Origin of the sequence: Nocardioides litoris (genome assembly GCF_006346315.1) — a bacterium.
Taxonomy (GTDB): domain Bacteria; phylum Actinomycetota; class Actinomycetes; order Propionibacteriales; family Nocardioidaceae; genus Nocardioides; species Nocardioides litoris.
Map to the genome: position 1 here is coordinate 12,187 of NZ_VDMR01000010.1, position 13,244 is coordinate 25,430.

Sequence of the window (13,244 nt, forward strand, 5' to 3'; positions counted from 1 at the left end):
GGTGGGCGCGCCGTCGACCCGCGCCGTCAACCTGGCGCACTTCCTGACCCTCACGGCCCGCCGGCTGCCCGACCACGACGCCCTCGTGCACGGCGAGACCCGCTGGACCTGGGCCGACCTCGACCACCGCGTCTCCCGCCTCGCGGCCGAGCTCCGCCGGCGGGGCGTCGGCCGCGGCGACTGCGTCATGCTCCACAGCCCCAACCACCCCGAGTTCGTGCAGGCCATGTTCGCCGCCTGGCGGGTGGGAGCCTCCCTGGCGCCCACCAACGCCCGGCTGACCGCCGACGACGTCGCGGTCATCGCCGGCGTGTGCCGGCCGAGCCTGCTCCTCGTCCACCCCCGCCTGGCCGACCAGGTGCCCACCATCACCGCCGCGACCGGCCACGACCACGTCGAGGTGATGTGGGTCGGCGACGACGACGCGGCGTACGGCGGCGACGCGATCGGCGCCCTCCCCGCCGACGGCCCGGTGCTGCCCGACCAGGACGTCACCGTCGGCCAGCACGCCTGGTACTTCTTCACCTCCGGCACCAGCGGCACCCCGAAGGCCGCGGTGCTCACGCACGAGCAGATGGGCTTCGTGACCCTCAACCACGCCGCCGACCTGATGCCGGGGCTCGACGCCGACCACGCCTCGATCGCGGTCGCGCCGCTCTCCCACGGCGCCGGCATCCACCTGCTGCCCAACGTGGCTCGCGGCGCCCGCACCGTGCTGCCGACCTCGCCGGGACTCGACCCGGCCGAGGTCTGGGCCCTGGTCGAGCGCGAGCGGGTCACCAACGCCTTCACCGTGCCGACGATCCTCAAGATGCTGGCCGAGCACCCCGCGGCGGCCGAGCACGACGTGTCGTCGCTGCGCCACGTCATCTACGCCGGGGCACCGATGTACGCCGCGGACCAGGCGCGCGCCCGGGCGGTGCTCGGCGAGGTGCTGGTGCAGTACTACGGCCTGGGCGAGGTGACCGGCAACATCACCGTGCTGCCCCCGCACGAGCACGGCCGGCCGCGGCCGGCGGGCGTGGAGTTCGGCACCTGCGGCTACCCGCGCACCGGCATGCAGGTCAGCATCCAGGACGACACCGGCGCCGAGGTCGGCCCCGGCGTGCAGGGCGAGATCTGCGTCGCCGGCCCCGCGGTCTGCCACGGCTACCTCGACAACCCCGCGGCCGACGCCGCCGCCTTCCGCGACGGCTGGTTCCGCACCGGCGACCTCGGGATGCTCGACGAGCACGGCTACCTCTACGTCACCGGCCGGGCCTCCGACATGTTCATCTCGGGCGGCTCCAACGTCTACCCCCGCGACATCGAGGAGAAGCTGCTGACCCACCCCGGGGTCGCCGAGGTCGCGGTGCTGGGCATGCCCGACCCGACCTGGGGCGAGGTGGGGGTGGCGGTCTGCGTGCCGGCCGCCGGCGCGACCCTCGACGCCGACGACCTCCGTGCCCACCTCGACGGCCGGCTGGCCCGCTACAAGGTGCCGCGGCACTTCGAGGTCTGGGACGAGCTGCCGAAGTCCGGCTACGGCAAGGTGGTCAAGCGGCACCTGCGGACCCGGCTCGAGAGCGCCGGCTGGCCGCCGGCCGAGCGGCCCGCCCCGGTGCCGGCATGAGCGTCGAGGCGGCGCCCCGCTCGTCGAACGACGGCGGGGTAGGGGCGCTGGCCGGGCTGCCCGAGGGCGTGATGATCGCCGATCCCGACGTGGTCGTGGGCTACGCCCGTGACCAGTCGCGCTTCACCGAGGCGGGCACGCCGCTGGCCGTGCTCGCCCCGCGCAGCACGGCCGAGGTGGCGGCCTGCCTGCGGGCCTGCCACGCCGCCGGCGTGCCCGTGGTGACGCGCGGGGCCGGCAGCGGCCTGAGCGGCGGCGCCAACGCCGTCGACGGCGGCGTCGTCCTGTCCCTGCACCGCATGGACGCGGTGCTCTCGATCGACCCCGTCGAGCGGCTCGCCGTGGTGCAGCCCGGCGTGGTGACCGGCGACCTGCGGCGGGCGGTGGCCGCGCACGGCCTCGCCTACCCGCCCGACCCCGGGTCCGTCGACTCCTGCACCGTCGGCGGCAACGTGGCCACCAACGCCGGCGGCATGTGCTGCGTCAAGTACGGCGTCACGGGCGACTTCGTGGAGGCGCTGGAGGTCGTGCTGGCCGACGGCCAGGTGCTCCGCACCGGCACCCGCACCGTCAAGGGCGTCGCCGGCTACGACCTCACCCGCCTCCTGGTCGGGTCGGAGGGGACGCTGGGCGTCGTCACCGAGGTCACGCTGCGGCTCGTGCCCGCCCCGCCGCCACCGCTGGCCCTCGTCGCGACCTTCGCCCGGCTCGCCGACGCCGGCCGGGCCGTGGTCGCCCTCGTCGGAGCCGGCCTCGACCTGGCCGCGGTCGAGCTGCTCGACCGCACCACGCTGCGCGCCGTCGACCGGCACGCCGGCATGGGCCTCGGCGACGCCGCGGCCATGCTGCTGCTCCAGGCCGACGGGCCCGATGCGACCGCCGTGCTCGCCGCGGCCGCCGCGGTGTGCGCCGAGGCCGGCGCGGAGGACGTGGCCGTGGGCGACGACCCGGCGGAGTCCGAGCTGCTGATGGCCGCGCGCCGGCTCGCGCTGCCCGCGCTCGAGACGCTCGGCGACTGGCTGCTCGACGACGTCTGCGTGCCCCGGGCCCGCGTCGTCGAGCTCGTCGAGGCCGTCGAGGCGGTCGGGGCCGACCTCGGCCTGGTCATCGGCGTCTTCGGCCACGCCGGTGATGGCAACCTGCACCCCACCGTCGTCTTCGACCAGCACGACCCGGCCTCCCGCGACGCCGCCGCGACGGCGTTCGACCGCATCACCGCGGCCGCCCTCGAGCTCGGGGGCACCGTCACCGGCGAGCACGGGGTCGGCCGGCTCAAGGCGGGCTGGCTGGCCCGCGAGCTCGACCCGGTCAGCGCCCGGCTGCAGCGCGAGGTCCGACGGGTCTTCGACCCCGCCGGCCTCCTCAACCCGGCCGTCGCACCGTCCTGACCCTGCGCCGCCCGGCGACCCCCCCCGACGTCCCGCTAGCCACCAGCAAGCAACCCCCGGGAGCATCGCGGTAGTCCCTGACGAAGAGCACGCCTCGGCGGCCGAATTGCCTGCTCTTCGTCAGGGACTACCCCCGGCGGGCGGGGCGAGGGTGCGTGCTCGGGCTAGCGGTGGCCGGTCGACGAGAGGTCGACGGGAGGTCGACGAGAGGTCACCGGGAGCCGTCGAGGACGACGCCGTCGGCGAGGCGGTAGGGGCCGGTCGTGACGAGGGCGCCGACGACCCGGCGGAGCCGGGAGACCTCGGCGCGGGCGGAGACGACGTGGGCGGTGTCGCCGTAGAGCAGGGTGCTGAGCGCGGCGGCGGTCAGGCCCGACCGGCCGGCGGCGGCCAGGTGGCCGAGCACCTCGGCGTGGCGGCGGGTCAGGGAGACCCGCCACGCCCGGTCGTCGGCGACGACGTCGAGGACGCCGTCGGCGCCGAGCCGCAGCAGCACGCCCGCGCCGGCACCGGCGCCGCCGGACGAGGGCCGCACCAGCCAGCCGTGGGAGAGCCGCTCGGGCAGGCACAGGCCGAGGCCCGGCACGGTCATCGGCCGGTCGGGCCGGGGTGCCTCGACCCGGTCGCGGGCGGCCAGCCCGACGTGGTGGGCGACCCAGCCGTGGTCGTCGACGACGAGCAGCGGCCCGGAGCCGACCAGGGGCTCGGCCTCGCGGCGCAGCCGGTCGAGGCCCTCCTCGTGCCGACGCCACAGCGCCCCCTCCGCGAGCCGCACCGCGCTCTCGACGAGCACGCCGAGTGCGGGGTGCAGGGTCAGCGCGGGCCCGCTGACGTCGACCACGCCGAGCAGGTCGCCGGTGCGCGGGTCGTGGACGGGGTGGGCGGTGCAGTACCAGGGCTGCTGGCCCTGCTCGAAGTGCTCGGCCGAGAACAGCTGCACCGGCGCGGCCTCGGCCAGCGCGGTGCCGATGGCGTTGGTGCCGACCTGGTCCTCGGTCCACACCGCGCCCTCGGTGAACCCCAACCGGTCGGCCTGCAGCCGGACCGTGGCCGCCCCCTCACGCCACAGGATCACGCCGTCGGCGTCGCAGACCACCATGAGGAACAGCGACGCGTCGGCCACCGACGTCAGCACCCGCCGCAGCTCGTCGACCACCGACCCCAGCGGCGACGTACGACGGCGGCGCTCGACCTCCTCGAGGGCGACGGCGGCGCGGTGGTTGACCGCGTCGGGGTCGAGCCCGGCGGCGAGGGTGCGCGACCAGGAGCGGGCGACCAGGGGGCGGGGCCGGGCGGGCGGGCGCCCACCGGCGAGGACGGCGTCGCGCACCATCTGCAGCTCGCGGGCGCGCAGCGTCAGGTCGCTCGCGGGTGCGCTCGCGCCGTACGCCATGTGCCCTCCCCGCGACGACGGCACCGGGCTGTGGTGCCGGTCACATCATGCGCTCCGGGTGCAACCCGCTGCAACGCTTCCGCCGCCGCGGCCGACGGTGTGCCCTGGGTCACATGACCCAGACCCTCGACGCTCCTGCGGCGGTGCAGAGCCCCGACGACCGCGCCACCGCGTGGCTGACCTCCCTCGAGGCCGCCTTCACCGCCGGCGACGCCCGCGCGGCCGCCGACCACTTCGCCCGCACCAGCTACTGGCGCGACCTCATCGCCTTCACCTGGAACCTGACCACCGTCGAGCACCCCGACGGCATCGCCACCATGCTCGACGACGTGCTCGAGCGCGTGGCCCCGCGCGGCCTCGTCCTGGCCGAGCCGGCCGAGGAGGCCGACGGCGTGACGACGGCGTGGTTCGACCTCGAGACCGCGGTCGGCCGCGGCCGCGGGCTCGTCCGGCTCGTCGAGGAGGACGGCGAGACCAAGGGCTGGACCTTCCTCACCACGATGCACGAGCTCAAGGGCCACGAGGAGCCGCGCGGCACCCGCCGGCCGATGGGCGCCGTGCACGGCGTCGACCGGGACCGCCAGTCGTGGCTGGAGCGCCGCCAGGCCGAGGCCGAGTCGCTCGGCTCCACCGAGCAGCCCGCCGTGCTCGTCATCGGCGGCGGCCAGGGCGGCATCGCGCTCGGCGCCCGCCTGCGCCAGCTCGGTGTGCCGAGCCTGGTGATCGACAAGCACCCGCGGCCCGGCGACCAGTGGCGCAGCCGCTACAAGAGCCTCTGCCTGCACGACCCGGTCTGGTACGACCACCTGCCCTACCTGAAGTTCCCCGACAACTGGCCGGTCTTCGCGCCCAAGGACAAGGTCGGCGACTGGCTGGAGTCCTACGTCAAGGTCATGGAGGTGCCCTACTGGTCCTCCACGGTCGCCACCTCGGCGTCGTACAGCGAGGAGTCGGGGGAGTGGACCGTCGAGGTCGAGCGCGAGGGCAAGCCGCTCACGATCCGGCCGCAGCAGCTGGTGCTCGCCACCGGCATGTCCGGCAAGCCCCACCTGCCCGACCTGCCCGGCCAGGACGTCTTCCGCGGCGACCAGCACCACTCCTCGGCCCACCCCGGCCCCGACGCGTACGCCGGCAAGCGGGCCGTGGTGATCGGGTCCAACAACTCCAGCTTCGACATCTGCGGGGCGCTGTGGGAGCACGGCGCCGACGTGACGATGGTGCAGCGGTCATCGACCCACATCGTCAAGAGCGACTCGCTGATGGAGATCGGCCTCGGCGACCTCTACTCCGAGCGGGCGCTGGCGGCCGGCATGACGACCGAGAAGGCCGACCTCGTCTTCGCCTCGCTGCCCTACCGGATCCTGCACGAGTTCCAGATCCCGGCGTACGAGGCCATGGCCGAGAAGGACAAGGACTTCTACGAGCGGCTCGAGGCCAGCGGGTTCCGCCACGACTGGGGTGACGACGGGTCCGGGCTGTTCATGAAGTACCTGCGCCGCGGCTCCGGCTACTACATCGACGTCGGCGCCGCCGAGCTCGTGGCCAACGGCGACGTCAAGCTCGCCCACGGCCAGGTCACCCGCCTGACCGAGGACGCCGTCGTGCTCGACGACGGCACCGAGCTGCCCGCCGACGTTGTCGTCTACGCCACCGGCTACGGCTCGATGAACGGCTGGGCCGCCGACCTGATCAGCCAGGAGGTCGCCGACAAGGTCGGCAAGTGCTGGGGCCTGGGCTCCGACACCACCAAGGACCCCGGCCCGTGGGAGGGCGAGCAGCGCAACATGTGGAAGCCGACCCAGCAGGACGGCCTGTGGTTCCACGGCGGCAACCTGCACCAGTCGCGGCACTACTCCCTCTACCTCGCGCTGCAGCTCAAGGCCCGCCACGAGGGCATCCCGACCCCGGTCCACGGCCTGCAGGAGGTCCACCACCTGGCGTGAGGCCGCCTACCCTGGCGGCGTGCTGCACGGACGCCGGTGGACCCTCGCCCTGCTGGTCGGGCTCCTGCTCGTGGTCGGCGGGGCGGTGGTCGCCGTGCTCTCGCCGGCCGGCGCGGCCGACCTGGGCTGGTTCGCCTACACGCCGCTGTCCGGCGAGGACCCGTCGGTCGAGTGGTCCGGCGGCAGCGCCCACGTCGTGTCGACCCGCCGGGTCGCGGCCGTCGCGGTGGCCGTGGTAGGCCTCGTGCTGGCGGCCGCGGCCATCGGGTTCCGCGCCGGCCGCCGTCGTTCGCCGGCGGCCGGCTGAGCGGTCGCGGCCACGCGGGCCGCCGTGGGGGCGGACGCGGCGAGCGTGGTCTCCTGCGCCTGCTCCTGCTCGCCGACGGCCCTGGTCGAGCCGGTCGTCCCCGAACCCACGGGCCCCGCCGGCCAGTGCCGGCTCGTCGTCCCGGAGGCAGGACGAGGCCCAGCGGCACGCCGGGCAGGAGGGTGAGGCGGGGGAGCGGGCCGCACGGGCAGGCTCGACCCCGGTGAGGTGGGCACCGGGGACTCCCGGCCTCGACGACCTCGCCCCGACGGCGGCCGGGCAGACCTGCTGCAGTAAGTTCACTGACCCAGTCGTCAAGCCGTGTCGAGGGCAGGAGGTGGTCGTCGTGGTCCGCAGGTGCACCCCCGTGCTCCTGGCCCTCGGTGCGCTCCTCGCCCTGCTGCTCGGGGCGTCGCCGGCCACCGCCGACGGCACCGGCGGCTCCGGCGGCGACCGCCCGGTGCTGCGTGTCGGCACCGAGGGCACCTACGAGCCGTTCAGCTTCGAGGACGCCGACGGCGACCTCACGGGCTACGACGTCGACGTCATGCGGGCGGTGGCCGACGAGGCGGGGTACGACGTCGAGTTCGTCCAGGGCGCCTTCGACTCGCTCTTCCCGGCGCTCGACGCCGACCGGATCGACGTGATCGCCAACCAGATCACGATCAACCCCGAGCGCGAGGCCCGCTACCTCTTCACCCAGCCCTACACCTACTCCCGCGGGGTCATCGTCACCCGCACCGACACCGACGACATCACCTCGCTCGCCGACGTGGCCGGCGTCCGGGCGGCCCAGTCCGAGACCAGCAACTGGGCGCAGGTCGCGCGCGACGCGGGGGCCGACGTGCAGTCGGTCGACGGCCTGCCGCAGGCCCTCGAGCTGCTCGCCCAGGGCCGGGTCGACGTGGTCATCAACGACAACATCGCGGTCCTCAGCTACCTCTCGACCCGCGACGACGCCCCGGTCGAGATCGCCGGCGACGTCGACGACGAGGTGAGCGAGCAGGCCCTGGTCCTGCGCCAGGACGAGCAGGAGGTGCGCGACCGCCTCGACCAGGCCCAGCAGCGGTTGGCCGCCGACGGCACCCTGGCGGGGATCTCCGAGGACTACTTCGGGGCCGACGTCTCGGTCGAGAACACCGGCGAGGGCGTCGACCCCGAGGGCACCGCCCGCACGCGCTGGGAGGTCGTCCGCGACACCGCCGGGCCGATGGCCCTCGGTGCCCTGCGGGTCACCCTGCCGCTCACGGTGATCAGCTTCGCCGCGGGCCTCGCGCTGGCCCTCCTCGCCGCCCTGGCCCGGATGTCGTCCTCGCGGTGGCTGCGGTGGCCCGCCCGCACCTACATCTCGATCATCCGGGGCACCCCGCTGCTGGTGCAGCTGTTCATCGTCTACTACGGCCTGCCCGAGCTCGGCTTGCGGCTGCCGGGGTTCACCGCCGCCTGCGTCGCCCTCAGCCTCAACGTCGGCGGGTACGCCGCCGAGGTCATCCGCAGCTCCATCCTGTCGGTGCCGCGGGGCCAGTTCGAGGCCGCGACCACGCTCGGCATGGGCTACCGGCAGACCATGCGCCGCATCGTGCTCCCGCAGGCCTCGCGGATCGCGGTCCCGCCGCTGTCCAACACGCTGCTCTCGCTCATCAAGGACACCTCCCTCGCCTCCGTGGTGCTGGTGACCGAGCTGTTCCGCGAGGCGCAGACGGTCGCCCAGAACACCGGCGAGTTCCTGGTGCTCTACACCCTGGCCGCGGCGTACTACTGGATCATCTGCCTGGTCGTCTCCGCCGGCCAGGGACGCCTGGAGAAGCGGCTGGCGAGGTACTCGACATGAGCGACCTGATCGAGGTCCGTGGCCTGCGCAAGGCCTTCGGTGGGACCGAGGTCCTCCGCGACGTCGGCTTCACCTCCGCCGCCGGCACCACCACCGTGGTGCTCGGCCCGTCCGGCTCCGGCAAGACCACGGTGCTGCGCTCCCTCAACGTGCTGGAGACCCCCGACGCCGGAAGCGTCCGCATCGCCGACGCCGAGGTCGACTTCGACGTCCCCGCACACGGCCGCGCGGGCCGGGCCCGGCGGGCGCGGGAGGTCAAGGCGCTGCGGGCCCGCAGCGGCATGGTCTTCCAGTCCCACCACCTCTTCCCGCACAAGACCGTCCTCGGCAACCTGGTCGAGGGGCCGGTGCAGGTGCAGGGCCGGCCCGTCGAGGAGGCCGAGGCCGACGCCCGCGGGCTCCTCGAGCAGGTCGGCCTCGCGGGCCGCGAGACGGCGTACCCCGCACAGCTCTCGGGTGGCCAGCAGCAGCGGGTCGGGATCGCCCGGGCGCTCGCGCTGCACCCCGAGGTCGTGCTGCTCGACGAGCCCACCTCGGCGCTCGACCCCGAGCTGGTCGGTGAGGTGCTCGGCGTCATCCGCGACCTCGCCGCCGAGGGCCGGACGATGGTCATCGTCACCCACGAGGTGCGGTTCGCCCGCGACGTGGCCGACCAGGTGCTCTTCCTCGACGGCGGGGTGGTCGCCGAGCGCGGGGGCGCCGAGGTGCTCACCGACCCCCGCGAGCCGCGGACCCAGCAGTTCCTGAGCCGGGTGCTGGAGAAGGGCTGAGCGGAACACGGCCGGCCCCGCCGGCGTTGACCCGGCATGGCCCCCTACGACCTCTACCACCGCGCCGAGCGGCAGTTCGAGCTCCAGGACTACCTCGGGGCCGCCCGCACGATCGAGCGCCTGCTGATGGACTGCGCCGGCGACGACGGCGAGCCGGTCGGCCACGGGCTCACCCATGCCCGGCTGCTGCTCGCCCGCGCCTACTACCACTCCGCCCAGCTCGGTCGGGCCGAGGCGGCCGCCCGCGCGGTCCTCGCCGAGGCGCCCACCGACGAGTACGCCGCCCTCCTCCTCGCGCGGACGCTGGAGCGGGCCTCGCGCCCGGAGGAGGCCGCCGAGGCGATGCGCGTGGCCACCGCCCTCGGTGCCCCCGGCACCACCTGAGGTCGCTGGCGCGACGGGCAGGGCCCGGCCGTCGCCGTGCCTAAGAGCATTCTCATTCGCTCGGCGTTTGGGGTGAGGCGGCCGGTCGGTAGAGTTCGGTCCTGAGGGGAGTACCTCGAGACTCTTCCCCGGTCAGTACGGAGCCGCCACCGGCTCCCCGGGTGGAGGCCGTCGCTCATGGCGGTGAGGGAGACCTCGGGCGATCACGCACGAGGAGAACAACCGTGTCCCTGTCCAGCTTCACCACCCCGCTCGCCGCGGCCGACTCCGGCGGTGGTCTCGAGACCATCGGCACCCCGACCCTGTGGGCCGTCACCATCGGTGCGGTCATCCTGCTGCTCGTCGTCGACTTCATCGCGACGCGCAAGCCGCACGAGGTGTCGATGAAGGAGGCGACCTTGTGGTCGATCTTCTACATCGCGCTCCCGGTCGCCTTCGGTGTCTACGTGCTGACCCAGCACGGCGGCGAGAGCGGGGTGAACTACTACACCGGCTACATCGTCGAGAAGAGCCTCAGCGTCGACAACCTGTTCGTCTTCATGCTGCTGCTCTCGGCGTTCGCGGTGCCGAAGGCCCTGCAGCAGCGGGTGCTGCTGTTCGGCATCATCGGCGCCCTGGTCTTGCGCGGCATCTTCATCGCGCTCGGTGCGGCCGCGCTGTCGGCGTTCAACTTCGTCTTCCTCATCTTCGGCGCGATCCTGCTGCTCACCGGCGCCAAGCTCCTCAAGGACGCCCTGTCCGGTGAGGACGAGGAGGAGCCCGACCCCAACCAGATGCGGGTCGTGAAGGTCCTGCGCCGCTTCTACCCGGTGACCGAGGACTACCGCGGCACCCACATGACGGTGAAGGAGAAGGGCAAGCGCGCCCTGACCCCGCTGGCGCTGGTCACGGTCGCGGTGTTCATGACCGACATCGTCTTCGCCGTCGACTCCGTCCCCGCGGTCTACGGCATCACCTCCGACCCCTACCTGGTCTTCGCGACCAACGCCTTCGCGCTGCTCGGCCTGCGCGCCCTGTACTTCGTCATCCAGGGCCTGCTCGCCAAGCTGGTGCACCTGTCCTACGGCCTGTCGATCATCCTCGGCTTCATCGGCGTCAAGCTCGTCCTGCACTGGGCCCACCTGGTGTGGCCGAGCGTCCCCGAGATCGGCAACCTGACCTCGCTCGCCGTCGTCGTGGGCGTCCTGGCGATCACCACGATCACCAGCCTCCGGGCGGTCAAGAAGCAGGAGGCGGCGGCCGCCCAGGCCGGCACGACGCCGGAGGAGATCGCCGACCCCGACAAGCCGGTCGTCAAGCAGTAGCTCCGGCAGCTCCCAGCAGCACCCCCGGTACGCCGGCCACGCGGGTCACCCGCGTGGCCGGCGTCGTGCTGCGCGGGGGTCCTCGCCCCGGCCTCGGGTGCGCAGGCGGCGCACGAACGGCGCGCCGGCCGCCAGCAGCACCGGCAGGCCCACGACGAACATCACGGTCCCGAAGATCCGGGAGTACCCGTGCGGATCGACCGTGCCGCCCTCCTCCGGCCCCGGCGCGAGCAGGGACGAGGCGACCAGGAACGCGGCCAGCCCGCACCACAGCAGCGCGGTCACCGCCACCAGCCCGAGGACCACGTCGAGCACCACGCCGGGCCAGGTCCGGCGCGACGGGGTGCGTGGGGCGCTCACGGCTGCAACGCCTCGTGGAGCGCCGACGCGGCCGCCTCGGGACGCAGCGGCCGCTCGACCACGGCGACCGGAGCCGGGCCGTCGTACGACGGAGTGAGCTCGGGCTCGGCCAGCACGACGTCGTGGGGCTCGGCCGGGTCGAGCACGACCCGGTGTCCGAGGTGCTCGACGACGCCCTCGGCCACGAGCCGCCCCACCTCGTCGTCCTCCAGCACGAGCACCCGCAGCACCGGCGCGCGCTCCAGGTCGAGGGCGAAGGAGAAGCACGAGCCGCGGCCGGGGGTGCTCGACGCGGCCAGCGTGCCGCCCATCGCCGCCACCAACCGCCGGCTGATGGCCAGGCCGAGCCCGGTGCCGCCATGGGTGCGGGTGGAGGACGCGTCGCCCTGCTCGAACGGCTCGAAGATGCGGTCGAGGTCGGCGGGGGAGATCCCGACGCCCTCGTCGTGCACCTCGAAGCGGACCCGCAGCCGCTCCGCACCGGCGTCCTCCGCGTCGGCGGTCTCGACACGGGCCACGAGCCGGACCTCGCCGCGGGGGGTGAACTTGACCGCGTTGGCGGCGAGGTTGAGCAGCACCTGGCGCAGGTGCCCCAGGTCACCGCGCACCGCCGGGACGTCGGCCTCGACGTGCACCCGCACGTCGTTGCTGCGCAGCGGGTCGACGACCAGGTCGGCGACCTCCTGCAGCAGCCGGGGCACGTCGAGGTCGTCCTCGGACAGGTCGACGCGGCCGGCCTCGATCTTGGCGAAGTCGAGCAGGTCCTCGATGATCCCGAGCAGGGCGCGGCCCGTGGACTCCACGCCCTCGGCGTAGCGCCGCTGGCGGTCGTCGAGGTCGGTGGTGAGCAGCAGCGACGACAGGCCGAGCACGCCGTTCATCGGGGTGCGGATCTCGTGGCTCATCGTGGCCAGGAAGTCCGACTTGGCCCGGGAGGCCGCCTCGGCGCCTGCCCTCGCCTCCTCCTCGGCCCGCAGCTGCCGCGCCGTCCGCACGACGGCGAGCGCGATCAGCAGCCCGGCTCCGCCCAGCACGACCGGCAGGGGAGCGTGCGGACCCTCGTGGGGGACCAGCAGGAGCACCGGCACCGTGAGGGGCAGGATCGACAGCAGCACCCGGGGGGCGGCCGAGGGCCGCCGCGGCACGACCGTGGTCGGCGCCGACGCAGGCCAGCAGGCCTGGGCGATGGTGACGCAGCCGAGCATCCAGCCCAGGTTGGGCCAGGCCCCGTCGGCGCGGGGCAGCACCTCGACCAGGTGGAGCAGGTCGACCGAGAGCCAGGTGCCGAGGCCGACGACGAGCCACGCCCCGCCCCAGCGCCCCCGGTCGGCGCGCAGCGCCACCCGGGCCAGCAGGGCCAGGGCGACCACGTCGAGCACCGGGTAGGCCGTGAGCACCACGTCCTCCAGCACGCCCCGCCCCTCACCCAGGCCGAGGTGGCCCTGCACCTCGAGCAGGACCATCGTCGAGACCACCACCACGGTGGCGGCGTCGACGAGCGCGTCGGTGTCCAGGCGCCGCCCCGAGCCGCTCACCGCGGCCCGGGCCAGCGCGGCCGCGAGCACCAGCGTCGCCGCCAGGTACGCCGCGTCGGCGGGCGAGGCGGTCGGCACCGGTCGGCGCAGCCCGTCGAGGAGGTAGACCAGGTCGCCGGTGGCGTTGAGGGTGAGCCCGGCGGCGAGCAGGAACGCGGTGACACGTCCGGCGCCCGTCGTGCGCCGTCGGGCGCCGGCCCAGGCCAGCGCCGCGGCGCCGCCGTTGACCAGGAGCACGGCGGTGTCGGCTCGCACCCCGTGCCAGGCGTCCCAGGTCAGTGCCGTGACGAGGGCGGCCAGGGCCAGCCCGAGGCCCAGCGCCAGCGGGAGGCGCCGGCTGGGGGGCACGCGGGCGGGGCGCGGCGCGGGCAGCGTGGGGGCGGTGGTCACGGTGGGTCGGTCCAGGTCGGGGCTCGG

General features: G+C 74.5%; 11 protein-coding genes. 8 read left to right on the forward strand and 3 right to left on the reverse strand.

Annotation, left to right across the window (positions count from 1 at the left end; genetic code table 11):
* Nucleotide 1 precedes the first annotated feature (1 nt).
* Nucleotides 2–1,612, forward strand: a complete 1,611-nt coding sequence (locus FJQ57_RS21070; protein WP_211349287.1) for an AMP-binding protein — start codon at nucleotides 2–4, stop codon at nucleotides 1,610–1,612.
* Complete coding sequence (locus FJQ57_RS21075; protein ID WP_139984193.1) at nucleotides 1,609–3,000, forward strand: FAD-binding oxidoreductase; 1,392 nt, start codon at nucleotides 1,609–1,611, stop codon at nucleotides 2,998–3,000. Before FJQ57_RS21070 ends, FJQ57_RS21075 begins: the two co-directional genes overlap by 4 nt.
* Before the next feature lie 211 nt (nucleotides 3,001–3,211).
* Here FJQ57_RS21075 and FJQ57_RS21080 read toward each other — a convergent pair whose 3' ends face one another.
* A complete protein-coding gene (locus tag FJQ57_RS21080) occupies nucleotides 3,212–4,393 on the reverse strand; it encodes a GAF domain-containing protein (RefSeq protein ID WP_139984195.1) in 1,182 nt (393 codons plus the stop codon).
* Between the two features lie 113 nt (nucleotides 4,394–4,506).
* Between FJQ57_RS21080 and FJQ57_RS21085 the strand changes: the two genes are divergently transcribed.
* The 6 genes from FJQ57_RS21085 (at nucleotide 4,507) to FJQ57_RS21110 (ending at nucleotide 10,932) form a co-directional block, all read left to right on the forward strand.
* A complete protein-coding gene (locus FJQ57_RS21085; RefSeq protein ID WP_139984197.1) occupies nucleotides 4,507–6,336 on the forward strand; it encodes a flavin-containing monooxygenase in 1,830 nt (609 codons plus the stop codon).
* A 19-nt stretch (nucleotides 6,337–6,355) separates the two neighbouring features.
* Nucleotides 6,356–6,643 (forward strand): hypothetical protein, encoded by a 288-nt coding sequence (locus FJQ57_RS21090; protein WP_139984199.1) that lies wholly within the window; start codon nucleotides 6,356–6,358, stop codon nucleotides 6,641–6,643.
* 367 nt (nucleotides 6,644–7,010) lie between these two features.
* Nucleotides 7,011–8,474, forward strand: a complete 1,464-nt coding sequence (locus FJQ57_RS21095) for an ABC transporter substrate-binding protein/permease (protein ID WP_246081955.1) — start codon at nucleotides 7,011–7,013, stop codon at nucleotides 8,472–8,474.
* Nucleotides 8,471–9,244 carry an amino acid ABC transporter ATP-binding protein gene (locus FJQ57_RS21100; RefSeq protein WP_139984203.1) on the forward strand — a complete coding sequence of 258 codons (774 nt, stop codon included), beginning with the start codon at nucleotides 8,471–8,473 and terminating at the stop codon, nucleotides 9,242–9,244. Before FJQ57_RS21095 ends, FJQ57_RS21100 begins: the two co-directional genes overlap by 4 nt.
* Nucleotides 9,245–9,280: 36 nt before the next feature.
* Entirely contained in the window at nucleotides 9,281–9,628 is a 348-nt protein-coding gene (locus tag FJQ57_RS21105) for a hypothetical protein (protein ID WP_139984205.1), read from the forward strand.
* A 224-nt stretch (nucleotides 9,629–9,852) separates the two neighbouring features.
* On the forward strand, nucleotides 9,853–10,932 hold the full coding sequence (locus FJQ57_RS21110) for a TerC family protein (RefSeq protein ID WP_139984207.1): 1,080 nt from the start codon (nucleotides 9,853–9,855) through the stop codon (nucleotides 10,930–10,932).
* 45 nt (nucleotides 10,933–10,977) lie between these two features.
* Here the strand turns inward: FJQ57_RS21110 and FJQ57_RS21115 are convergent, their stop codons facing one another.
* The gene (locus FJQ57_RS21115; RefSeq protein ID WP_139984209.1) at nucleotides 10,978–11,292 is read right to left on the reverse strand and encodes a hypothetical protein; all 315 of its coding nucleotides are present in this window, start codon (nucleotides 11,290–11,292) and stop codon (nucleotides 10,978–10,980) included.
* A complete protein-coding gene (locus tag FJQ57_RS21120) occupies nucleotides 11,289–13,217 on the reverse strand; it encodes an ATP-binding protein (protein ID WP_139984210.1) in 1,929 nt (642 codons plus the stop codon). The genes FJQ57_RS21115 and FJQ57_RS21120 overlap by 4 nt, the downstream gene beginning before the upstream one ends.
* Nucleotides 13,218–13,244 lie beyond the last annotated feature (27 nt).